Below are 20,948 nucleotides of genomic sequence, written 5' to 3'. Positions count from 1 at the left end.
GAGAAGATCGTGTCCTTGCATGTCATCGTCGGCGCCGGCGCCACCGGATCGGCCGCCGCCTGGCTGCTGGCCGAGGCCGGGCAGCAGGTCCGCCTGGTCACCCGCAGCGGCGGCGGCCCGGCCCACCCCCTGATCGAACGCGTGTCCGCCGACGCCGGCGACGTCGGCCGGCTGACGGAGCTGACCGAGGGAGCCGCCGTCCTGTTCAACTGCGCGATGCCGCCCTACGATCGCTGGCCGGCCGAGTGGCCGCCGCTGGCCGCCGCGTTGCTGGCCGCGGCCGAACACAGCGGGGCCGACTACGTCATGCTCGGCAACACCTACGGATACGGGCCGGTCGAGGGTCCCGTCACCGACGGGTCGCCGATGGCGCCGACCAGCCGCAAGGGCCGGGTTCGCGCTCAGATGTGGCACGACGCCCTCGCCGCCCACCAGGCGGGCCGGGTCCGGGTGACCGAGGTCCGGGCGAGCGACTTCCTCGGCGCCGGCGCGTACTCGCCGTTCACGATCATGGTGGGGGCGCAGGTGCTGGCCGGCGCGCCGGTTTCCTACCCCGGTGACCTGGACGCGCCGCACTCCTGGTCCTACACCGGCGACACCGCCCGCACGCTCGTCGCCGCCGCGCGGCACGAGGCGTCCTGGGGGCGGGCCTGGCACGTGCCTTCGACGTCCGGGCTTGCGGTGCGCGGGCTGGCCGAGCGACTTGCCGCGACCGCCCAGGCGCCCGCTCCGAAGCTGGCGCACATGTCCCTGGGCGAGCTTGAGGAGATCGGGCGCACCGACTCCGTCATGGCCGAGTTCCCCGAGATGTTGTACCTCTACGACCGGCCGAACCTCCTCGACGCGTCCCCGACCCTGGAGCTCCTCGGCGTCGACGCCACGCCGCTCGACGACGTCCTGACGGAGATGGCCGACGCGGCGAGGACCGCCCGGACGTCGCAGTGACCGCAACGCCCGTCACTTCGGGCCGGTCAGGCGGCGTTCCCCGGCTGTGGTGAGCACGAAGACCTGCCAGTTGTAGTACGCGTAGTACGCGCGCGGGTCGCGCCGCATCTGCCGGGCGTGCAGGAGCACGGCGTCCACGTACGCCCGCGACCGGTTGTAGGCGTACAACGCGCGCCGGTTGTCGCCGGGGGCGCCGCTGGCGTGCAGGTAGTTGGCCGCGGCCATGACGGCGTCCCGGGGGTTCTGCACGTCGCCGCCCATCCCGTACGCCCGCCAGGTCGCCGGCATGAACTGCATGGGCCCCTGGGCTCCGGCGTGGCTGTCGGCGCGAACCCGGCCGAACTTGCTCTCGACGAGCATCACCGACGCCAGCACCTCCCATTCCACCCCGAAACGGCGCTCGGCCCGCTTGAAGTGGCCGAGCAGCTCGTCGGCGGGGCGGGCCCGCTGGACCTTGAACACGGCGGACGGCTTGATGGGCCGGGTCAGGGCGAGCAGCTCGCGCAGGGCGGTGACGTTGTCCCTGGCCTGGGCGGCGAGCGCGGCGGGCAGGCGGGCGAAGGCGCGGTCGGCCAGGTCGCGGTGGCGGGCGGCGTGGCGGTAGAGGCGCTGCTGGTAGAGGGCCAGGAGCTCGACGTCCCGCGGCGGGGTTCCGTTCGCGGGCCGCCAGCGGTCGATGGCCGCGTTCAGGGCGGTGGCCGTCTCGCGGAGCGCGGTCGCCAGACGGGCGGGGTCGGTGGGGAGCGGCGCGGCGGGGGCCGGCAGCGCCTGACCGGAGGAGGCCCCGGCGCTCGCCGTCGCGGTCGCCGATGCGGGGGCGGGCTCGGGGGCGGGCGCGGCCGTGCCGGTGGCGTCCGCGCTGCCGCATCCCGCCGTCCCGGCGACCGCCGCGCCCACCAGCAGGAGACCGGCGAGCGTACGGCCGCGGCCGGTGCGGGACATCGGCGGGCGGGCGCGGAACGGGCGTCGGAGGTCGTCCATGGTCGGCCAACCTACCTGTCCCACGGCTTGATCCCGGACATCTCATCTCGTATCCCCCGATGGGCGGCGTCCACCACCCGGGATGCGTACGCTTCTCACCAATGGCGGCGTGGGCCCGAAGCAGACGGGTAGAAGAGCAGGCACCTGGAGGTGGACGGCATCGACGGCGAAGAGCTTGAGACGAGCTGGCAGGGGCCCCGGTTGCGGGCGGAGACGAGACAGGCGGACGGTTGCCTGGTCATGGAGTTGAGCGGAGACCTCGACTTCACGCAGAAACCCGAGTTCCGGAAATGGGCACTCGGCATCGTGGCCGGCGACGGCGACGGCGACGGCGACGGTGACGGCGACGGTGACAGAGACGGCGACAGAGACGGCGACGGGGGCGGCCGGGCCCCGATACGGATGATCGTGCTCGACCTCGAAGGCGTCGAGTTCTTCGACTCCACTGGGCTGGCCGTCGTCATCGCGCTGTGGAAGCACGCCCATGAGACCGGCGGCGACCTGGCGGTGGCCAGGCCCCCGTCGAACTGCGCCAACATGATGCGCCGTACGGGGATGGCCGAGCACATCGCCATGGGCGACACCGTGCTCGCCGCGACGGCCGGAGCCGCGGTCTTCCGTCGCGCGTCGGGCCGCGAGAGGGGCCTCCCGGCAGCCGGCTGGGTCACGGCGGGCTGAACCCGGCCGAAGGCGGGCTCCGGACGGGTTCCAGAGGCGGGACGGTCGCCCGGCGAGGGTCAGTCCTGGGTGAAGGAATGCTGGGTGACGGCGGCCGGGGCGCCGGTGAGGTGCTCGTACGTGCCGCTGACGTCCAGCAGCCGCTCCAGCACCCGCGGGCGCTGCTCCAGATGCAGCCGGGTGCCGGCCGACACGGCGTGCTGGTGGATCATCAGCAGCGCCGACAGCCCGCTGGAGTCGCAGAAGTGCAGGCCGTCGAAGTCGAGGTGCAGGTCGGTCAGGGCGCCGTCGGCGAGCGCGGCGACGGCGGTGGCCAGCAGCTCGCGCGCGGTGTTGTAGTCCAGGTCGCCGTTGACGTGGACGCGCAGCACCCCCGGGTGGGGCGTGTCCTGGGCGAGGGTCAGCGGATCGGGGGCGAAGGCGGTCATGCGATCTTTCCGTGGCCGGGGAGAGGGGGGTCGTCGGTGGGGGAGGACGCGGCGCGTATGGCATCGCGCCCGTGGGTGATCAGGGCCGAGGCGCGCGGGAAGTCCTCCAGCCGGCCGCCCAGCAGGTCGAGGGCCGGTAGCAGCGCACCGGCCGGGACACCGCGAGCGGTCAGGACGCCCGCCGTCCAGGTGAGGAAGCGGCCGAACAGCGCGGGGTCGTCCACGTAGAGCGCGGTGGCCAGGAAGTCGACGATGTGCAGGACGTCCTCGGCGGTGTGCCGGCGCTGCTGCGGCGTGTAGGCCGCCATCGCGGGGACGCGTTCCTCCAGGCCGCCCATGACGTCCCTGACCAGGCGCCGGGCCGACCGGCTGACCAGGGTGTACTCCTGGTCGCCCAGGTGCGGCAGGTCGTCCACGGCCTGGCGGGGGGCGGTGGGGCGGGGCAGCGGGCCGGCGGCGAGCCGGTCGGCGGCGGCGGCGCCGTCCGCGGCCCAGGCGTCGGCGCCGAGGAGGCGGGCGTAGAGGCCGTCCGGTCCGAACGCGGCGCCGCCGGCCATCACCGGCGTGCCGGTCGCCTGGCAGGCGGTGATGGCGGCGTGCGCGCCGGGCAGCCGGGTGGGGATGGAGCTGGACAGCGCCACCACGTCGCAGGCGGTGCGGTGCAGGTGCGTGATGAGGTGCGGCGTCGGGACCTGGGCGCCGAGGTAGTCGACCCGCCAGCCGCGCAGCCGCAGCACCTCGGCCAGGATCCGGGCGGGCATGGCGTGCCACTCGCCGTCGATGCAGGCGACGGCGATGCGCCCGAGGACCGGGCCGTTCGCGGCGGCGGCGCGGGCGGCCGGATGGTGGGCGAGCGCGGCCAGCACCCGCTCGTTGACGGCGGTGGCGGTGTGCTCCTGCGCCACCGTGATGCGATTGGTCTCCCACTCAAGGCCCACCCGGGCCTGTACGGGGGCGACGACCTTCAGCAGCAGGGTTTCCAGAGGGATGTCCTGGTCGAGCGCGGCGAGCGCGGCGTCGGTGGCGGCGTATTCGTCGCCTGCGACAGCGGCGTTCCAGAGTTTTTCGCGCCAGGCGGAGAATCCGTCTGCGTGCGTCATGCGGTGAACCTTCCCCGTCCGTGTCCTCCCACCGCGCTCAGATGTGCTCCGCGCGGCGCCGTGATGGCGATCACGGCCATGTCATCGTGATCGCCACCCCCTACCCACTGGGAGGACAACATCTCCACACGTTCCGTGATCGCCTCGGGCGGCATGCCGCCGCACTGCCGCAACTCCTCCAGCAGCCGTTCGTCGCCGAACATCTCGTCGCCCAGCGGGCCGCCGACGGCCTCGGTGATGCCGTCGGTGTAGAGCAGGCAGGTCTCGCCGGGTTCGAGGACCACGGTGTCGGTGACGCTGGTGACGCGTTCGAGCATGCCGATGAGGGTGCCCTTGGTGCCGGCCACGTCGACGCGCCCGTCGCCGCGTACGACGACGGGCGGCGCGTGCCCGGCGCTGGTGACCCGGACCAGGACGCGGTTGCCGGCACGCCGGATCGAGGCCAGGACGAGCGTGACGAACCGGGAGCGGTCGCTGCTCTTGAGCAGGACGCCGTTGAGCAGTTCGAGCACGCGCTGATGGTCGTCGGCCAGCGGCAGCAGGGCCTGGAGGGTGTGCCGGATCTTGCCGGTGAGCACGGCGGCCTCAAGGCCCTTGCCGGCCACGTCGCCGAGCACCACCAGCGACTCCTGGCCGGGTTCGGCGGGCGGGTGGAGGTCGTAGAAGTCGCCGCCGACGCGGGCGGTGTGCTCGGAGGGCCGGTAGCGGGCGGCGACCTCGACGCCGTGCAGGCTGTCCACGCGGGGCGGCAGGAGCTCGCGCATGAGGGTCTCGGTGATGTCGGCCTGCTCGGCGTACAGGCGGGCGGCGGACATCGCGGCCCCGGCGCGGGCCGCGAACAGCCGCGCGAAGACCTCCTCGCCGTCGGAGAAGCCCGCCTGGCCGCTGCCGCGCAGCAGCACGAGCGCCCCCGCCGGGACGCCGTGGCCGGGCAGGGCGGTCACGACCATCGAGCCGACCTCGCCGAGCCCGTCGCGGGCCAGCCAGCCGGGGGCGGCGGCGGGATCGATCCAGCGGGAGGGCAGGGGCGGATAGCCCTGCAACGCCTCGGCCAGGCCCGGCACGGCCTCGGGGTCGACGGCCAGGTCCTCCCGGACGACGGCGCCGTCCGGGCCGCAGTAGGCGATCGAATGCCTGCGCCGGTACGGCGGCAGGATGACCAGCGCGGCGTCGGCCAGGTGGCGGGCGGCCAGCCGGGCGGTCACCTCCAGGCAGCGGTCGAGGTTGAGCGAGGACAGCAGCTCGCCGGAGGCCTTGTCGAGGAACGACGTGCGCTCGCGTTCGAGGTGCAGGGCCTGGGTGGCGCGTACGAGGTCGGTGGCGTCGGTGAGCCACCAGGCGGTCACGTCGCCGTCGCGGACCGGACGGGCCTCGAACGTGGACTCCCCGATCAGGCCGCGCACGCCGGCATCGGCGGAGGCATCCGGAGATCCGGGGGCGTCGTGGGCCCGGGAGAGCCAGGCGGGGACGCTGTCGGCCAGCGCCGCTCCGGGGACCGCCTCGGGCAGCAGCCGCAGCGCCGCGTCGTTGGCCTGCGCGATGACACCGGCGGCGTCCACCAGCAGGACCGGGTGGGGGGCGCCGCGCCACACGGCCCCGGACTCGTCCTGCCCCAGGCTGCTCGTCAGACCTCTCACGACAACGAGCCCGCCGCGGCGGGCTCTGCCTCCCCAAAGTCATAGGTGCTTATGCACAATCTCCTCTCCACTGTAGCCGAGGCTCGCCCGCCGCCCCAGCCGAGGACCATCCGGCCGAGGGCACTCCACTGGCCGTCTCCAGTGCTTTCCAGCCGTTTCCAAGGGGCCGGTGCCAGGGTGATCTCGTTTCTGGCCGGCAGGACGGGACGCATTCGGTGGACGGGGAGAAGATGGGCGTGGGGGAGACGAGGAAACGGTCGGTTCTGGGCCGGACGGGGGCGACGCTCGTCCTGAGCGCGGTGCTCGGGTGCGCGCCGGGCCCGGCCGACGCGGCTGACGTGAGCATCGCGGCGGCGGCCTACGCCGTACAGGGACGGGTGGTGAACTCGGCCGGGCGGCCGGTCGAGGGCGCGAAGGTCGTGGTGAAGGACCGGCGCTACTACAACAGCGACATCGTGCTGCTCAGCGACCGTAACGGCCTCTACCGGACGCGACTGCCGCACGAACCGTCGTCCTGGGTGGTCAGCGCCTCGGTGACGCGGCAGTTCAACGGCAGGCAGTACACCTTCGACCTTGAGCCCTCCTCGACCGCCTCCGTCCGGGCGAGCGCCGGCGGCGTACGGAACTTCACCTGGCGCGTCACCGGCAGGCGGCCGGGCGCCGACGGCCGCTACTACGGCGGCCTGGTCGCCACGAACCTCTGGTTCGACAACCTCCCGGAGAACGTCGACCAGGAGAACGTACGGCTGACGATGACCCCGGTCGGCCCGCTGATCGACGGCAGCAAGGGCAGGGTCGTCTCCGGCCGCAAGCCGGTCTACACCGACAGCGGCTGGGCGGTGGTGGACGTGCCCCTGGGGCGGTACCGGATCACCGCGACCTACCGCTCGGCCGGCAGCGGCAAGGTCTACCCGCTCCAGGTGAAGCTAACCGGCAGCTCTTCCTTCGGCTCGCAGGTCACCGCCGACTTCGAGCAGAGCGGGACCAACCAGCGGATCAGGCTGGAGGTCAGGTTTGCCTGAACCCGCCGTGCCACGGACGACCTCGACGGACAGGGACGACCCCGGCGAGAGTCTGCGCGGGCGGGTGGCCGCCGGCCTCCTCGTCCTGGCGGTGGTCGTGGTGGCGGCTGCCCTGGTGGGCGGGCTCGGGCACTACGTGGTGCTCGACCGGCCGGTCCTGCTGGGGACCGTGGCGGCGAGCCTGGTCATCGTCTCGGGGGCGCTGGCGCTCGGGGCCGGTCCGACGCTCGTGGTCCGCAGGAAGGACGGCCCGCTGACCCGCGAATGGCCCCTGGTGGAGCGCTTCACCACCGAATACGACGACGGCCTGCCCAGGGTGACCTGGCTCGACCCCGCACACGTCCGCCTGGACGACTGGCCCGGGGACGACCGTGGACTGTGGGGCGGGCAGACGATCACCCTGGACCCCCGTTCCGGACGGCCCCTTGTGCCGGGCCGGCTCGGAGGCGGCTGAGAGGCGAAGGGGCAGACGGGACGGGCGGCGTACCGGTATAATGATCATGCATCCCGGCGGGCAGGCGCCCCCGGGATCTTGCCTTTCATGCCCTCCCCACATCGTGCGCTTCTCGCCGCCGCCGTTCCGCTCTACCTGTCCATGAGTGCCGGCGTCGTCGCCCAGCTCGTCGGCACCGCCCTACTCGGACGCCAGGCCACCGCGCAACTGGCGGCGTTCGCCCTCGTCAACGCGGTGCTCACCCCGGTCACGGCCGCGGTGTCGGGCGGGCTGCGGGGGATGGCGCCGTTCGTCGCCGCCTGCCGGGACCGTCCGGGCGAGGCGCTGGCCGTCCTGAAGGACGCGCGCTGGCTCACCCTCGGACTCGGCGCGGCCGGCGCGGGCGTCATGCTCGGGGTCCCGGTGATCGCGCGGATCGGTGGGGCGCCCGGCGAGGTGGCGGCCGAGTTCGGCGCGTTGCCGCCGCTGATGGCGGCCCAGGTGCTGCTGTACGCCGCGGGCAGCGGCGCCGGCGGCATGCTGGTCGCGCTGGGACGCAGCCGGCTGGTGCTCAGGTCCGGCCTGTCGAGCACGGCTGCGAACATCGTGCTGCATCTCGTCCTGGTGCCGCGAATGGGGGTTCAGGGCAGCGGTGTCGCGCTGCTGGCGTCCACCGCCGTGGCCGTCGCCGTGTCCAACGCGCTCCTGCTGCGCCTGCCCGAGCTGCGCGGACGGTCGCCGTGGCCGGGACGCCCCCGTCCCCGGGAGATCCTGCGGATGGCCAGGGTGGGCCTGCCGATGTCGGCCACGCTCGTCGTCAAGTTCGCGGTCCTGGGCGGGGTGACCTACGCCGCCGCGCGGACGGGGGCCCAGGGGGCGGCGGCCCACGCCGTCCTGCTGTCGCTGCACGGGTTGCTCGGACTGGCCGCCGTCGCGATCGCGCAGGCCGCGACGCCGGAGATCGCCCGGGCCGTCCTCCCCGGCGAGGCCCGTCGGCTGAACCGGGCGGCCCTGACGATCGGCGCCGCCGGCGTGCTGGCGGGCGGGCTCGTGCTGGTCCTCCTGGGGGAGGCGGTGCTCGGGCTGTTCACCTCGGACGCCGCCGTGCTCGCCGTCGCCGTCGGCCTGGTGCCGTTGTCGGTGGTCCACGCCCTGGCCGACCACTGCGCGATCGTGATGTCCGCCGGTCTGACGGCGCTCCGGCGGTCGTCCTGGACGCTGGGGTCGGCCGTGCTCGGCAACGGCGTGCTCGCTGCCGTGGCGGGCCCGGCGGCGCAGGCGTGGGGGCTGAACGGCCTGTGGCTGGCGCTGATCGCCGGCTCCCTGATCGCCGCCACGACACAGACGGCCGGTTTCCTGCGGTTCAGCGCACGTTGATCGGAGGCCCGGCAGCCGCGGTCGGGCTGCCGGGCCGTCGTCAGGAGCGGTTGTCCGAGCTCAGGACGCTGGACAGGAACGCCCTGGTCCGCTCGTGCCCCGGGTTGGCCAGCAGTTCGGCCGGCGGGCCGCTCTCCACCACGACCCCGTCGGCGAAGAAGGCCAGCCGGTCGCCGACCTCCCTGGCGAAGGCGATCTCGTGGGTGACCACGACCATCGTCATGCCGTCGGCGGCCAGGCCGCGCATGACCTCCAGCACCTCGTCCACCAGCTCGGGGTCCAGCGCGGACGTGGGCTCGTCGAACAGCATCAGCTCCGGGCTCATCGCCAGGGCCCTGGCGATGGCGACCCGCTGCTGCTGGCCGCCGGAGAGCTGGTGGGGCCGCTTGTGGGCGTGCGCGGCCAGGCCGACGCGGTCCAGGTGTTCCATGGCGGTCACCCGGGCCCGATCCGCCGGGACGCCGAGCACGTGGACGGGGGCGCAGGCCACGTTCTCCAGCGCGCTCTGGTGGGCGAACAGGTTGAACCGCTGGAACACCATGCCGATCCGCTGGCGGAAGACGGCGAACTCCTTGGGCGTCCACGGCCGGTAGCGTCCCTCGCGCAGGCTGTGACCGACCTCCTCGTCGAGCACCCGCAGGCTGCCGCCGAGCACCTGCTCCAGCCCGTTGACGCAGCGCAGGAAGGTCGACTTGCCCGATCCCGACGGCCCGATCACGCAGCTCACCTCGCCGGGCGCGACGGTGAAGTCCACGCCGTTGAGCACCTGCGTGTCGCCGTAGCCCATGCGCACGCCCGTGGCGTGCACGACGGGCTTCACGCCGCCGCCTTGGGCAGGATCCGGGCCGCCAGCCCGCCGCCGCGGACCAGCCGTACGGCCTCGGAGCCGAACCGGCGTTCCAGCCGGCCCTGGAGGAAGGTCGCCACGGCGGTCATGAGCATGTACCACAGGCTCGCCACGATGAGCAGCTCCATGATCAGGTTGTTGGCCTTGTAGATCTGGCTGGCGTTGGTCATCAGGTCGTGCCCGGCCACCACGTAGACCAGGGACGTGGTCTTCAGCATGGAGATGAACTCGTTGCCGGTGGGCGGGATGATGATGCGCAGCGCCTGCGGCAGCACGATCACGCGCATCCGCTTGGCCGGCGTCATGCCCAGCGCGTACGCGGCCTCGCTCTGGCCGTGGTCGACGGCCTGGATCCCGGCCCGTACGGTCTCGGCGAAGTACGCCGCCAGGTTCAGCCCGAGCCCCAGCATGGCCGAGGTGAAACCGGTCATCACCAGGTTGGTGTCCCACTTGACGCCGATCATGGTGAACGGCACCTTGAGCACCAGCTCGGGGAACAGGAAGGCCAGGTTGTACCAGAAGATGAGCTGCACCAGCACCGGCGTGCCGCGGAAGAACCAGATGTAGAGCGTGGCCAGCCCGCTGAGCACCGGGTTGTGCGACAGCCGCATGATCGCCACGACGACGCCGAGCACCAGCCCCAGCACGGTCGCCAGCACCGAGATCTCGATGGTGACCCAGATCCCGGCGAGGATGCGGTCGTTGAACAGGTACTCGGCGACCTTGCCCCAGTCGAGGCGCGGGTTCACCACGACCAGGTAGACCAGCCAGCCGGCGATCGCCGTCACGACGGCCGCGGCCGCCAGGCGTCCCCAGTGCCGCGTCCTGGCGACCGGGATGTGCTCCCCGGACGGCCCGGTGAAGGGTTCCGTGCGCATGGTCACTTACCGCCGTTGACGACAGCGGACTGGACGGCCAGCTTGTCCAGGTTCCACGCCTTCAGCAGGTTCGCGTACTCGCCGCCGGCGATGAGGGAGTCCAGGGCGCCCTTCACCGACTCGACGAGCTCCTTGTCGTCCGGCTTCATGCCGATGCCCCACGGGCTCTCGGTGCCCTCCAGGGCCATCGCCTCGACGTCCAGCTTGGGGTCGGCGGCCTTGCTGGCGGCCACGACGTAGTCGGTGATGGTGGCCTGGGCCCGGCCGCCGGTGACCTGGATCAGAGCCTCCTGGTCGCCGGGGAACTTCAGGATGTTGACGGCCGGCTTGCCGTCCTTCTTGCAGTCGGCGTCGTACTGCTCGGCCAGCTCCATGGACGAGCCGTTGTCGACGACGGAGACCGTCTTGCCGCACACGTCGGCCGGGCCGTTGATCTTGGCCGGGTTGCCCTTCTTGACCAGCAGACCGGCGCCGGCCTGCACGTAGTCCACGAACGTGACCTGCTTCTGCCGCTCCGGCGTGTCGCTCATCGAGGAGATGACGAAGTCGTAGCGGCCGGTGAGCACGCCGGGGATCTGGGAGTTGAACTCCTCGTCGGAGATGGTCACCTTGGCGCCGAGCTTCCTGGCGATGGCCCTGGCCAGCGCCGGGTCGAAGCCGATCGCCGTCTTGCCGTCGCTCGCGTACACCTCCATGGGCGGGTAGCCGACGGACGTGACGACCTTCAGCCCCTGCGTCTTCAGGCGGGCGGGCGCCTTGGCGGCCAGGTCCTTGTCCGGGGTGATGGCGTTGATCACGTCGGCCGCCTTCTCCTCGGTGGGAGCCTGGTCGAGCGTGACCGCCGCCGTGCCGCCGTCCGCGGGGGCGGCGGCGCCGCCGCTGTCCAGGGACTGGGCGCCGCAGGCGGTGGTGGCGGCCAGCAGCGCGCCGGCGGCGAGGGCGGAGATGGTGCGGATGTTCACGAGGGGGTGCTCCTTCAGGATCGCTGCCAGCGGACTTCGCCGCCGACGACGGTGGTGAGGACCTGGGTGCGCAGCACCGCCTCCGGCGGTTCCAGGTACGGGTCGGTGTCCACGGCGATGAAGTCGGCGAGCATGCCGGGCGCGAGCACGCCCTTGCGGTCCTGCTCGCCGGCCGCGTACGCGGCGCCGAGGGTGTGTGCGGTGATCGCCTCGGCCATGCTCAGCCGCTGTTCCGGCTGCCAGCCGCCGGCGGGCGTGCCGTCCTGCCTGGTACGGGTGACCGCGGCGTAGAGGGCGGCCCACGGGTCGGGGCTCTCCACCGGCGCGTCGGAGCCGAAGGCCAGCGCGACCCCGGCGTTGAGCATGCCTCGCCAGGCGTAGGAGGCCAGGTCGTGGCCGGCGAGCAGCGAGTCCACCAGGGCGATGTCGGTGGTGCAGTGAACCGGCTGCATCGAGGCGACGACGCCCAGCCTGGCCATCCTGGTCAGGTCCTGGGGCCGCAGGTGCTGGGCGTGCTCGATGCGGTGCCGCAGGCCGGCGGTGGTCCCGATCGCCTCGTAGGCGTCGATGACCAGCCGGTTGGCGCGGTCGCCGATGGCGTGCGTGGCGACCGCGATGCCGGCCGCCGCCGCCTTGCTGAAGATCCGTACGAGATCCTCGTACGGGGTGACCGCGATGCCGGTGTTGTCGTGCTCACCGGCGAACGCCTCGTGCATGTGGCAGGTGTGCGAGCCCAGCGCGCCGTCGCTGAACACCTTGACCGGGCCGGTGCGGACCCAGTCGTCGCCCTGGCCGGTACGGCGTCCCTCGGCGATGGCGGCGTCCAGGGCGACCGTGGGGATCGCCTTGTGCACGCGGATCTTCAGCTCGCCGGACTCGCGCAGCTCCAGGTAGGCGGCCCGGCAGTCCTCGCCGTCGATGTCGTGCACGCTGGTCAGCCCGAACGACAGCAGCTCCTCCTGGCCGGCGCGCAGCAGGTCGCGCAGGTCGCCGGAGACCATGAGGGCGCGCAGCGGATAGGAGGCGGACTCGCGCAGGATGCCGGTGGGCTCCCCGTACTCGTCCCGGACGATCTCGCCGCCGACCGGGTCGGGGGTGGAGGCGTCGATCCCGGCCATCCGCAGCGCGGCGGAGTTGGCCCAGACGGTGTGGCCGTCGACGTTGGGCAGCGCCACGGGCAGGTCGGGGCAGACCGAGTCGAGGGCCTTGCGGTCGGGCTGGACGGGCGGGTTCCAGATGTTGCTGTTCCACCGGCCGCCGAACAGCCACGCGCCCGGCCGCAGGGTCGCCGCGTGCTCGGCCACCTTGGCCAGGGCCTCGTCCAGGGAGCGCACGTCGCGCAGGTCGACCGCGCCGAGGCTCTGGGCGTACTGGGCCGTGTGGATGTGGGCGTCGTACAGGCCGGGCAGGACGGCGGCGCCTTCGAGGTCCACCAGCTCGGCTCCCGAGCCCGCCGCCGCACGCACGTCGGCCTCGTTCCCGACGGCGACGATCAGCTCGCCGTCCACGGCCATGGCCTGGGCGGCGGGGGCGCCGTTGGTGCCGGTGCGAATGGTGGCGTTGCGGTATACGCGCATGTCATGGATCTCTCAGGGGTTTCGGGTGGGGTGGTGCGGCTCACTGTAGAAGTGGCAGAAAGAAGTAGGAAGCGATATAAACACGACATTTAGCAGCGCTGAGGGCAAGGAACGCTTATGCTCAAGCCAGAACATCTGCGCACACTGGGTGAGGTAGTGCGTCTGGGGTCGTTCGCGGCCGCGGCGAATCGTCTCGGATACACCTCTTCGGCCGTCTCCCAGCAGATGGCCGCGCTGGAACGCGAGACCGGCGTGCGGCTGTTCGACCGCTTCGCGCACAGCGTGCTGCCGACCAGCGCGGCGGAGGTGCTGGCCAGGCAGGCCGAGACGGTGCTCGCCGACATCGAGCGCATGGTGGCCACCGTCCAGGCGGTGCACCGCAACAGCGAGCCGCAGATCCGTCTCGGGCTGTTCCCCAGCTTCACCGACGTGCTGGCCGGGGTCCTGCGGGAGATGGAACCGGAGGACCGGGCCGGGATCCGGCTGTCGGTCGCCGAGTCGTCCCAGCTCATCGCCCGCCTGGGCAGCGGCGGCGAGATGGACGCCGCCGTGGTCTACCAGGTGGGCAACACCGGGCTGTCGTGGCCGTCGGTGCTGAACAGGCGGTGGATCGCCGAGGACCGGTACAAGCTCGTCCTGCCCAGGCTCTGGCCGGACCTGTCGCCGTACCGGGCCGAGCAGCTCGTCGACCTGCCGTGGATCATGCACCATCCGGCCAGCAGCGACGCCACGCTCTTCGAGGCCCTGTTCGCCCACTGGTCCCTGCACCCGCGCGTGGTCTGCCACTCCGACGACTTCAAGATCACTCTGTCGCTGATCGGCGCGGGCGTGGGCGCGGCCCTCATCCCCGACCTCGCACTGCGCGGCCACGGCGAGGACGTCGTGGTGGTCGACGTGCCATGGCTCAACATCAGCCGCAGCATCTTCACGCTGGTCCATCCCGACCGGGAGACCGCCCGCCTCCAGTGGCTCCTGGACGCGCTGACCGTCTGACCCGCCTCTCGACGCGGCCAGGGCCGATCTGCCAGCATGTGCCGGATCACCCCCCGGGCCGCGACCACCTGGCGTCGCCGTGCCCGCGCAAGGTTAAGGAGATCTTCCACCGTGGAACGCGAGGCGGCGATCGCCCAGTCCGCCGAGGCAATCCGCCTCCACAGCGGGCACGACATCCTCATCGAGGCCGGTCCCGAGCCCGTGCTCGACCGGCTCGGGCGCGACGTCCGTCCCACGCCGGGCGGGCCGCTGCGGAACTGGACGTACGTGGTCAAGGACATGATCGACGTGGCCGGCCTGCCCACCACCCGAGGCTCCGCCCTGTACGGCGCCGAACCGGCCCTGGCCGACGCCCGCTGCGTCGAACTGCTGGACGAGGCCGGCGCGCTGCTGGTCGGCAAGGCCAACCAGCACGAGTTCGCCTGGGGCGTGACCAGCGAGAACCCGCACTGGGGAGACGTGCGCAACCCGCGCCACCCGCGCCTGACCCCCGGCGGTTCGAGCGGCGGCACCGCCGCGGCGCTCGCGGCCGGGATCGCCCGGTTCGGGCTCGGCACCGACACCGGCGGCTCGGTGCGCATGCCCGCGGCCTGCTGCGGCGTGGTGGGCCTGCGCCCGCGCTCGGGGGCCGTGCCCGCCGCCGGGGTGGCGCCGCTCGCGCCGGCCTTCGACGTGGTCGGCCCGATGACCACCTCGGTCGCCGACTGCGCCCGGGTCTGGCAGGCGCTGACCGGCGAGGTCGTCGAGCCACCCGACTCGCTGGCCGGGCTGGTCGTGGGCGTCGCCGAGGGCTGCGGGCAGGCCGGGGACTTCGCCGAGCTGGGCGCGCGGCTGCGCGAGGTGGCCCTGCCCGCCGAGGTGCTGGAACCGTACTGGACGATCGTGAGCGCGCAGGCGCGCCGGACGCACGAGGGCACCTTCCCCGAGTGCGCCGCCCGCTACAGCCCCGGGGTACGCGCCAAGCTGGCGGCCGCCGGCGGCATCGGCCACGAGGAGCACCGGCGGGCCGTCGAGCGGCTGGCGGCGCTGCGGGCCGCGTTCGCGGCGGACACGGCCGGGATCGACCTGCTGGTCATGCCGACGCTCGGCGCCCCCGCGCCCCGGGTCGGCTGCGACGAGGCCCGCGTACGCGGCGAGGTCGGCCGGATCACCGCCACGGTGTCGGCGCTCGGCCTGCCCGCCCTGGCCGTCGGCGACCTGCAGCTCGTCGCCACGAGCGAGGCCGCCGTGCTGCGCGCGGGCATGTGCAGGGAGTCCCGCGGCGGGACGGTCCCCGAGCCCCGCTGATCACGCGGCCCGCGGAAGGCTCCACGGGTCCACCGGGACGACCTCGGCGCACCGGCCGTACGGGTCGAGCAGCCGCCCGTACAGCTTCGACTGGCGCAGCACGATCTGCCGGTCGGCCACGTTCACGTGCGGGAAGCGCTCCTCCAGCCGCACCACCAGCGGATGCAGGTCGGCCACGCCGTGCAGGCCCACCGTGAGGAGCATGTTGCGCGGCCCGGCCAGCGCCGCGCACGTACGCGTCTCCGGCCAGCCGAGCAGCGCGCGGCCGGTCTCCTCCAGCAGCGCGTCGGGCATCCGCAGCCACAGCAGCGCGGCCGAGTGCCAGCCCGCGTGCGAACGCGCCAGGTCGCAGCGGAAGTCGAGGTCGCCCGTGGCCACCAGCCTGGTCAGCCGGCGCTGCACCGTGCGCTCGGACGTGCCCACCACCCTGGCCAGCTCGGCGTAGGGCGCCCGGCCGTCGGCGAGCAGGGCGGTGAACAGCCGCCGGTCGATCTCGTCCATCTCCTTGGCCGACTCCGGCGCGGCCGGCCGCCTGGCCAGCGCGGCGGCGGCGCGCGGCGGCAGCACCCGCAGCCGCCACCGGCACGACGCCTCGAACACCCGCGTGGCGACGTGCGTGCGGACCTTGGCCACGCCCGGCACCCGGGGCAGCGCCGTGAGCACGTGATCGGCCAGGGCCGGCAGCGACGGGGCCACCGCGATCACGAACAGGTCGTGCCCGGCGGCCACGTGCTGCACGGTGATCAGGTGGCGCTCGCGCGCCAGCGCCGCCGCGACGTCGGCCGCCGCGCCCGCCGCGCAGTCGATCTCCAGGAACGCCATGCTCAGCGCGTGCATCTGGCGCGGGCCGAGGGCGACCGAGGTCCAGGCCTCGCCGGTGCTCGTGAGCCGCTGCCAGCGCCGGGCCGCCGTCACCGGGTCGGCGCCGACGGCCGCCCCCACCTCCACCCAGCTCGCCCGCGGGCTGATCTGCAGCGCGTCGATGAGCTCAAGGTCGGACTCGGCCAGCAACGACGGCGGCTCGGCGCCGGAATCCTGCACTGATCCTCCCTTGATGTCTGATTGCTGCGTTCCAGAGGTCGGCACACCCTATACCGCGATCCTGGGCCCGACCGCCGTCGGAGGAAGCCACAGGAAAGGGAGGCCCCACGGATGACCGCGCTCGGCCGGGCCAGGATGGTCGGCGTGCTGGGCGGCATGGGCCCCGCCGCCACCGTCGACTTCTACGGCAAGCTCGTGGAGGAGACCGCCGCGACCGGCGCCACCGGCGACCAGGAGCACGTGCCGGTCGTCATCTGGGGCGATCCCCGCGTCCCCGACCGGTCGACGAGCCTGCTCGGGCGCGGTGAGGACCCGACCCCGCAACTGCGGCACGGCATCGGGGCGCTGAGCCGGGCCGGGTGCGAGGTGCTGGCCGTGCCGTGCAACACCGCGCACGCGTTCGTGCCGCGCCTGGCCGAGGAGGCCGGGCTGGAGCTGGTCAGCATCGTCGAGGTCACCGCCGCCGCCCTCGCCGCCGACGGCGTCCGCGCCGCCGGGCTGCTGGCCACCACCGGCACGCTCCGCGCCGACCTGTACGGCCCCGCGCTGCGCCGGCACGGCGTCACCCCGGTCGAGCCGGACGAGCCCGGCCAGCGCGAGGTCATGGACGCCATCGCCGCCGTCAAGGGTGGCCGCGCCGGCCGCGAGCACGCCGAGGCGCTGGCGGCGCAGGCCCGCTCGATGGCCGCCCGCGGCGCGGAGCGCGTGGTGGCCGCGTGCACCGAGGTGGTGCTCGCCCTGGACCCGGCCACGGTCCCCGTCCCCGTCATGGACCCGGCCCGTCTGCTGGCCCGCGAAGTCGTCCGCGTGGCGCTGGCCCGGGGGGCCTGACGCCGGTCACTCCTGCCTCTCAAGTCACATCCAAGTCGCCTTCAAACCCCGGATGGTGGGCTTGGCACATGAGCTGAGGACGTGTTCGCGCGTCCGCGAGCCGGGGGGCTCGCAGCTCACTGTGAAAGGAGGTAACGACCATGAGCAAGAAGATCGTGAGTCTGGACGATCTGGGTGACGAACTGGCGGTGATCGAGGAGGTCGATCTCGGCCTCGTCGCGGGTGGCATGCGTCCTCAGCGCTGCTACGGCACCAACGGCAACCCGCCCACCGACTGGGTCTCCGACTACTGATAGAGACGATTCGCGGCCGCGTGGGAGGGGCTTGCCCTCCTCCCACGCGGCTGGGGGGACACGTGCTACTGATTCTGAGCGAGCCCGGCGACGCGACCGTGGACCTCGTCCTGCCCAAACTGAAGGCCCGGGGCGCGGACGTCCTGTGGTGGGACCCGGGCGAGTACCCGTCCGCCGCCCGGCTCACCGTCCGGTTCGGCGCGGACGGGGAAGAGCTGGTCCTGACCAGGGACGGGCAGGTCTTCGACCTCTCCACGACGACGGCCGTCTGGACCCGGCGTCCCGGACGCCCGCGCGCCGCCGCCGACGTCACCGCCGACGACCTCCGCGAGCGGGGGGCGGAGCTGTCGGAGTGGTTCACGGACGGCTTCTGGGACCTGCTGGACGCGCGCTGGCTGCCGGCCCGCCGGCCGGTGCTGCGCAGGGCGCACAACAAGCTGGTCCACCTGGCCCTGGCCAGGCGGCTGGGGTTCGACGTGCCGCGGACCGTGGTCACCAACGACCCGTCCGAGCTGGTGCCCGCCTACGAGAACGCGGGCGGGCGGCTGATCGCCAAGGCGATGGAGCACACCAATTTCGCGATCGACGGCGGCGCGCACGCCGTCTACACGACCGTCGTGAACCGGCGGTCGCTCGGCGGCCGGGGGCGCATGGTCCACGAACCGGTCATCCTGCAGCCGTACGTGCCCAAGGCGGTGGAGCTGCGGGCCACCGTGGTCGGACGGCAGGTGTTCACCGCCGAGATCGCCTCCCAGGACTCGCCGCGCACCCGCGACGACTGGCGTCACTACGACTTCGCCCGCGCCCGCCACAGCGTGCACCGGCTGCCCGGCGACGTCGCCCGCCGCTGCGTGGACCTGGTCGCCGCGCTGGGTGTGTCGTTCGGGGTGATCGACCTCATCCTCACCCCCGACGGCCAGTACGTCTTCCTGGAGATCAACCCCAACGGCCAGTGGGCCTGGATCGAAGACCTGACCGGCCTGCCCATCAGCGACGCCATCGCCGACTGGCTCACGGCCGGAGAAACGGACGCGCAATGACTCAGCTCTCCCTCGGCCCGGCCCTCGAAAGCGGCGTGAACCTGCTGCGCGGGCTGGCCCGCCGGCGTTCTGCCGTGGAGGAGGCCCGCCGCACCGCCGCCGCCTGGGCCCAGGCGCACCCGCGGCTCGGCGCCCAGCTCGTGACCAGCCCGCGTCCCGGCTCGCCGGTCGTCGACTACGACCTGCTGATCGACCACCCGTCGGGCGGCACCATCATGCTCGCCGTGCAGGCCGAGGACGGCACGTCCTGGCTGGTGGACCATTCGACCCATTGGGCCGCCGGTTACGTGCTGACCGTGAACGGGACGCACGTGTCGGCGTCCGAGGCGATGCTCATGCTGCGTTCGCTGACGCGTCCCGGGCTGTCGCCGCAGGAGGAACTGGTCCGGTTCTGCGTGCTGCGGAACGCCGCCGAACAGGAGGACGTCGGCCTGGAGGAGGTCCAGGCGGCCGCGGACGGGTTCCGCAGGCGGCGCGGCCTGCTCGGGCACGACGCGATGCTGGAGTGGCTGGACCGGATGGGCATGACCGCCGAGGCGTTCCACGAGCACATGACCATGACCGCCAAGGACCAGCGGTTCCGCGGCCGGATGCGGGCCGAGCTGGCTCCCGCGTACCTGGACCGCCATCGTGACCGGTTCGCCCAGGTACGGGCGGCCTGGGTGCTGTCGGACGCCCCGGTCGAGGCCGCCGAGCTCGACGGTTCCCTGGCCGGACGGTGGGACCTGCGGCTGACCAGGACCCGGACGTGGGCGGGCGAGCTGCCCGAACCGCTGCGGGACGTGCCGCCCGGTGGCGCCGCCGGTCCGGTCCCCTTCGAGGAGGGCTTCCTGACCGGCCAGGTCCTCGAACGACAGGAGGCCGTCGCGGACGCGGCCACCCTGAAGGCCGCCGGCGAGGCCGCCTTCGACGAATGGGTGACCGACGCCGCCCGGGAGGCGCACATCACCTGGCACTGGCTCTGACGCGTCCGGCGCTCGTCTCGGCAGGGTTCGTCCGGTTGGTGTGATTCAGAGGCGTCCGGCGCTCGTCTTGGCGGGATTCGGCCAGTTGGTGTGATTCATCGGGACGTGTCGGTGCCTTCCGATACTGTGCCGCACGTGCGGCGGATGATCACATCTCGGGGCTTATGGTGGGCGCTTTCGGCGGCGGCCGTGGCGGTGACCGCGGCGGTGGCGGCGATCGTGCTCGTCCGCCGCTCCCGAACACCGGAACCGCCGCCGCCGGCGGACCGGCCGGACTCCGCCCGGCCGGTCCCCGAGCAGCCGGGCTCTGAGGGGCCGGGCTCTGAGGGGCCGGGCACTGAGCGGCCGGGTTCGTCGCGGCCTGGCTCTGAGACGGGCGCCGGGAGCGCGCCGTCGCCGTGGCCGCCCGCCCCCATCCTCGGGACGCCGACGAAGGCGGACGTCGAGCGCTACGCCACCAGATCGGCCACCTTCTTCGACAACCCCGCCCTCGCCGCCTTCTTCGCCGACAGGACGCCCCTCGACGGCGCCACCCGGCGGCGCCTGAACCGGTGGGCCATGGTGGGCCTGGCGATCGTCGTGCTGGCCGGGGCCGCGCAGGCCCTGGAGTCGGCGGTGTTCTCCAAGGGAGGAGACCCCGCGACCGAGGTCGAGAATGTGCCCTGCGCCCCGGCCTACGCGGACGCCGGCGTCCGCTGCGTGACGGACCTCGACCTGGCGGTGGAAAGCGGTTCGGAGCCGGACACCTGGTGGGACCAGGCCGCCGAGCCGGCGCCCGCCGACCAGCAGCCCGCCGAACCCCAGGAACCGCCTTCCGTCCAGGAGATGGTCGACGCCGACTGCCGTCCACGGCCGGCCGAGCCGCACGTACGCGAGATCGATCCCAAGGTGACCCGCGCGGTCGACCGGCAGTGGCGGCGGATCGAGACGTGGCTCAAGGTCAACGCCCCCAAGAGCTACCGCACGCTCGGCGCCCCGGGAAAGGCCACGACCATCGCGGTCGCCGAGGCGCAGACGGGCCTGTCGTTCCCCGCCGACCTACGGGCCTCGCTGCTGCGCCACAACGGTTCCGCCATCACCGAGGGCACCTGGCCCTTCGGCTTCCTGGGCAACCGGAACGAGAGCATCCGGGAGATCCGCGACCACTGGCGCGTCCTGTGCGGGATCGACGCCACCGACGACACGGACGACCCCCGCGACGAATGGTGGGACGGACGCATGATCCCCATCGCCTCCGACGGCTCGGGCGACAGCCTCGTGATCGACTCCGTACGCCGTGACGTCGGCGAGACCGACGAGGAGGGCAGCATGAGCTTCACCCCCGGCGGCATCCGCATCCGCTCGTACCACGCCCTGCTGAAGGCGACCGCCGACGCCCTGGAGACCGGCGGAACGATCGGCTACCTGAAGCCGAAGGCGGTCGCCGGCCAACTGGAGTGGGACGTCCCCTGACCCGCCCGCCGCCCCTGTCGACAGCGCCGTGCCCGGGTGTCACGATGCGAGGATGATCGCCCCCCAGGCCGTCGCACCCTCCGCGCAGAGCGTGGCCAGAAGGCTGGTCCTGGCCGGCGCGGCGGGGATCGTCCTCACCGTCGCCCTCGTCGCGTGGGCCGTCCTGATGCCGAACCTCATC

21 protein-coding genes are annotated in these 20,948 nt (G+C 73.2%); 12 read left to right on the top strand and 9 right to left on the bottom strand.

Translation table 11 applies throughout. The features are described 5' to 3' along the window. The first annotated feature begins 9 nt into the window (after positions 1 to 9). A complete protein-coding gene (locus tag ACWCSU_RS46445) occupies positions 10 to 945 on the top strand; it encodes an NAD-dependent epimerase/dehydratase family protein (protein ID WP_449942729.1) in 936 nt (311 codons plus the stop codon). A gap of 12 nt (positions 946 to 957) precedes the next feature. On the opposite strand, the gene ACWCSU_RS46440 is transcribed toward ACWCSU_RS46445, so the two are convergent. Next, positions 958 to 1,926 carry a lytic murein transglycosylase gene (locus ACWCSU_RS46440; RefSeq protein ID WP_449942728.1) on the bottom strand — a complete coding sequence of 323 codons (969 nt, stop codon included), beginning with the start codon at positions 1,924 to 1,926 and terminating at the stop codon, positions 958 to 960. 150 nt (positions 1,927 to 2,076) lie between these two features. Between ACWCSU_RS46440 and ACWCSU_RS46435 the strand changes: the two genes are divergently transcribed. After that, positions 2,077 to 2,604 carry an STAS domain-containing protein gene (locus ACWCSU_RS46435; protein WP_449942727.1) on the top strand — a complete coding sequence of 176 codons (528 nt, stop codon included), beginning with the start codon at positions 2,077 to 2,079 and terminating at the stop codon, positions 2,602 to 2,604. A gap of 59 nt (positions 2,605 to 2,663) precedes the next feature. On the opposite strand, the gene ACWCSU_RS46430 is transcribed toward ACWCSU_RS46435, so the two are convergent. From ACWCSU_RS46430 to ACWCSU_RS46420, 3 genes are read right to left on the bottom strand one after another with little or no spacing between them, the layout of a single operon-like run. Beyond that, a complete protein-coding gene (locus ACWCSU_RS46430; RefSeq protein ID WP_357696177.1) occupies positions 2,664 to 3,032 on the bottom strand; it encodes an STAS domain-containing protein in 369 nt (122 codons plus the stop codon). Continuing rightward, a complete protein-coding gene (locus ACWCSU_RS46425; protein WP_449942726.1) occupies positions 3,029 to 4,132 on the bottom strand; it encodes a cobalamin B12-binding domain-containing protein in 1,104 nt (367 codons plus the stop codon). The genes ACWCSU_RS46430 and ACWCSU_RS46425 overlap by 4 nt, the downstream gene beginning before the upstream one ends. Then, positions 4,129 to 5,769 carry a SpoIIE family protein phosphatase gene (locus tag ACWCSU_RS46420; protein WP_449942725.1) on the bottom strand — a complete coding sequence of 547 codons (1,641 nt, stop codon included), beginning with the start codon at positions 5,767 to 5,769 and terminating at the stop codon, positions 4,129 to 4,131. Before ACWCSU_RS46420 ends, ACWCSU_RS46425 begins: the two co-directional genes overlap by 4 nt. A gap of 236 nt (positions 5,770 to 6,005) precedes the next feature. Here ACWCSU_RS46420 and ACWCSU_RS46415 point away from each other — a divergent pair, with 236 nt between their 5' ends. From ACWCSU_RS46415 to ACWCSU_RS46405, 3 genes are all read left to right on the top strand, one after another. Continuing rightward, a complete protein-coding gene (locus ACWCSU_RS46415; protein WP_449942724.1) occupies positions 6,006 to 6,791 on the top strand; it encodes a hypothetical protein in 786 nt (261 codons plus the stop codon). Next, entirely contained in the window at positions 6,784 to 7,245 is a 462-nt protein-coding gene (locus ACWCSU_RS46410; protein WP_449942723.1) for a hypothetical protein, read from the top strand. The genes ACWCSU_RS46415 and ACWCSU_RS46410 overlap by 8 nt, the downstream gene beginning before the upstream one ends. 87 nt (positions 7,246 to 7,332) lie before the next feature. After that, positions 7,333 to 8,601: a hypothetical protein gene (locus ACWCSU_RS46405; RefSeq protein WP_449942722.1), complete on the top strand. Its 1,269-nt coding sequence runs from the start codon at positions 7,333 to 7,335 to the stop codon at positions 8,599 to 8,601. Between the two features lie 40 nt (positions 8,602 to 8,641). Here the strand turns inward: ACWCSU_RS46405 and ACWCSU_RS46400 are convergent, their stop codons facing one another. The 4 genes from ACWCSU_RS46400 to ACWCSU_RS46385 are packed head-to-tail and all read right to left on the bottom strand — an operon-like array spanning position 8,642 to position 12,865. Next, the gene (locus ACWCSU_RS46400; RefSeq protein WP_357696658.1) at positions 8,642 to 9,388 is read right to left on the bottom strand and encodes an amino acid ABC transporter ATP-binding protein; all 747 of its coding nucleotides are present in this window, start codon (positions 9,386 to 9,388) and stop codon (positions 8,642 to 8,644) included. A 29-nt stretch (positions 9,389 to 9,417) separates the two neighbouring features. Then, positions 9,418 to 10,326 carry an amino acid ABC transporter permease gene (locus ACWCSU_RS46395; protein ID WP_449942721.1) on the bottom strand — a complete coding sequence of 303 codons (909 nt, stop codon included), beginning with the start codon at positions 10,324 to 10,326 and terminating at the stop codon, positions 9,418 to 9,420. Positions 10,327 to 10,328: 2 nt separating this feature from the next. After that, the gene (locus ACWCSU_RS46390) at positions 10,329 to 11,288 is read right to left on the bottom strand and encodes an ABC transporter substrate-binding protein (protein ID WP_449942720.1); all 960 of its coding nucleotides are present in this window, start codon (positions 11,286 to 11,288) and stop codon (positions 10,329 to 10,331) included. A gap of 14 nt (positions 11,289 to 11,302) precedes the next feature. Further along, positions 11,303 to 12,865: an amidohydrolase gene (locus ACWCSU_RS46385; protein ID WP_449942719.1), complete on the bottom strand. Its 1,563-nt coding sequence runs from the start codon at positions 12,863 to 12,865 to the stop codon at positions 11,303 to 11,305. Positions 12,866 to 12,982: 117 nt separating this feature from the next. On the opposite strand from ACWCSU_RS46385, the gene ACWCSU_RS46380 reads away from it, so the two are divergent. Further along, the gene (locus ACWCSU_RS46380; protein WP_357696162.1) at positions 12,983 to 13,858 is read left to right on the top strand and encodes a LysR family transcriptional regulator; all 876 of its coding nucleotides are present in this window, start codon (positions 12,983 to 12,985) and stop codon (positions 13,856 to 13,858) included. Positions 13,859 to 13,969: 111 nt separating this feature from the next. Next, positions 13,970 to 15,145, top strand: a complete 1,176-nt coding sequence (locus tag ACWCSU_RS46375; protein WP_449942718.1) for an amidase — start codon at positions 13,970 to 13,972, stop codon at positions 15,143 to 15,145. On the opposite strand, the gene ACWCSU_RS46370 is transcribed toward ACWCSU_RS46375, so the two are convergent. Then, positions 15,146 to 16,186 carry an Lrp/AsnC family transcriptional regulator gene (locus ACWCSU_RS46370; protein WP_449942717.1) on the bottom strand — a complete coding sequence of 347 codons (1,041 nt, stop codon included), beginning with the start codon at positions 16,184 to 16,186 and terminating at the stop codon, positions 15,146 to 15,148. It lies immediately after the preceding gene. 111 nt (positions 16,187 to 16,297) lie between these two features. On the opposite strand from ACWCSU_RS46370, the gene ACWCSU_RS46365 reads away from it, so the two are divergent. The 5 genes from ACWCSU_RS46365 (at position 16,298) to ACWCSU_RS46345 (ending at position 20,767) form a co-directional block, all read left to right on the top strand. Beyond that, positions 16,298 to 17,017 carry an aspartate/glutamate racemase family protein gene (locus ACWCSU_RS46365; protein ID WP_449942716.1) on the top strand — a complete coding sequence of 240 codons (720 nt, stop codon included), beginning with the start codon at positions 16,298 to 16,300 and terminating at the stop codon, positions 17,015 to 17,017. A 140-nt stretch (positions 17,018 to 17,157) separates the two neighbouring features. Beyond that, on the top strand, positions 17,158 to 17,310 hold the full coding sequence (locus ACWCSU_RS46360) for a hypothetical protein (protein ID WP_357696154.1): 153 nt from the start codon (positions 17,158 to 17,160) through the stop codon (positions 17,308 to 17,310). Positions 17,311 to 17,372: 62 nt separating this feature from the next. Beyond that, the gene (locus ACWCSU_RS46355; protein WP_449942715.1) at positions 17,373 to 18,350 is read left to right on the top strand and encodes an MvdC/MvdD family ATP grasp protein; all 978 of its coding nucleotides are present in this window, start codon (positions 17,373 to 17,375) and stop codon (positions 18,348 to 18,350) included. Continuing rightward, the gene (locus tag ACWCSU_RS46350; RefSeq protein WP_449942714.1) at positions 18,347 to 19,315 is read left to right on the top strand and encodes a TIGR04500 family putative peptide maturation system protein; all 969 of its coding nucleotides are present in this window, start codon (positions 18,347 to 18,349) and stop codon (positions 19,313 to 19,315) included. The genes ACWCSU_RS46355 and ACWCSU_RS46350 overlap by 4 nt, the downstream gene beginning before the upstream one ends. A 144-nt stretch (positions 19,316 to 19,459) precedes the next feature. Next, positions 19,460 to 20,767 carry an SMI1/KNR4 family protein gene (locus ACWCSU_RS46345; RefSeq protein WP_449942713.1) on the top strand — a complete coding sequence of 436 codons (1,308 nt, stop codon included), beginning with the start codon at positions 19,460 to 19,462 and terminating at the stop codon, positions 20,765 to 20,767. Positions 20,768 to 20,948 lie beyond the last annotated feature (181 nt).

Source organism: Nonomuraea sp. NPDC001699 (assembly GCF_053596455.1).
This window is presented reverse-complemented; position numbering and strand designations above follow the sequence as displayed.

What these genes read in the sequence shown, in the direction of transcription:
- ACWCSU_RS46440 (WP_449942728.1), bottom strand. Translation starts at nt 1,926, where the DNA reads ATGGACGACCTCCGACGCCCGTTCCGCGCCCGCCCGCCGATGTCCCGC.
- ACWCSU_RS46430 (WP_357696177.1), bottom strand. Translation starts at nt 3,032, where the DNA reads ATGACCGCCTTCGCCCCCGATCCGCTGACCCTCGCCCAGGACACGCCC.
- ACWCSU_RS46425 (WP_449942726.1), bottom strand. Translation starts at nt 4,132, where the DNA reads ATGACGCACGCAGACGGATTCTCCGCCTGGCGCGAAAAACTCTGGAAC.
- ACWCSU_RS46405 (WP_449942722.1), top strand. Translation starts at nt 7,333, where the DNA reads ATGCCCTCCCCACATCGTGCGCTTCTCGCCGCCGCCGTTCCGCTCTAC.
- ACWCSU_RS46400 (WP_357696658.1), bottom strand. Translation starts at nt 9,388, where the DNA reads ATGGGCTACGGCGACACGCAGGTGCTCAACGGCGTGGACTTCACCGTC.
- ACWCSU_RS46395 (WP_449942721.1), bottom strand. Translation starts at nt 10,326, where the DNA reads ATGCGCACGGAACCCTTCACCGGGCCGTCCGGGGAGCACATCCCGGTC.
- ACWCSU_RS46385 (WP_449942719.1), bottom strand. Translation starts at nt 12,865, where the DNA reads ATGCGCGTATACCGCAACGCCACCATTCGCACCGGCACCAACGGCGCC.
- ACWCSU_RS46380 (WP_357696162.1), top strand. Translation starts at nt 12,983, where the DNA reads ATGCTCAAGCCAGAACATCTGCGCACACTGGGTGAGGTAGTGCGTCTG.
- ACWCSU_RS46365 (WP_449942716.1), top strand. Translation starts at nt 16,298, where the DNA reads ATGACCGCGCTCGGCCGGGCCAGGATGGTCGGCGTGCTGGGCGGCATG.
- ACWCSU_RS46360 (WP_357696154.1), top strand. Translation starts at nt 17,158, where the DNA reads ATGAGCAAGAAGATCGTGAGTCTGGACGATCTGGGTGACGAACTGGCG.
- ACWCSU_RS46350 (WP_449942714.1), top strand. Translation starts at nt 18,347, where the DNA reads ATGACTCAGCTCTCCCTCGGCCCGGCCCTCGAAAGCGGCGTGAACCTG.
- ACWCSU_RS46345 (WP_449942713.1), top strand. Translation starts at nt 19,460, where the DNA reads ATGATCACATCTCGGGGCTTATGGTGGGCGCTTTCGGCGGCGGCCGTG.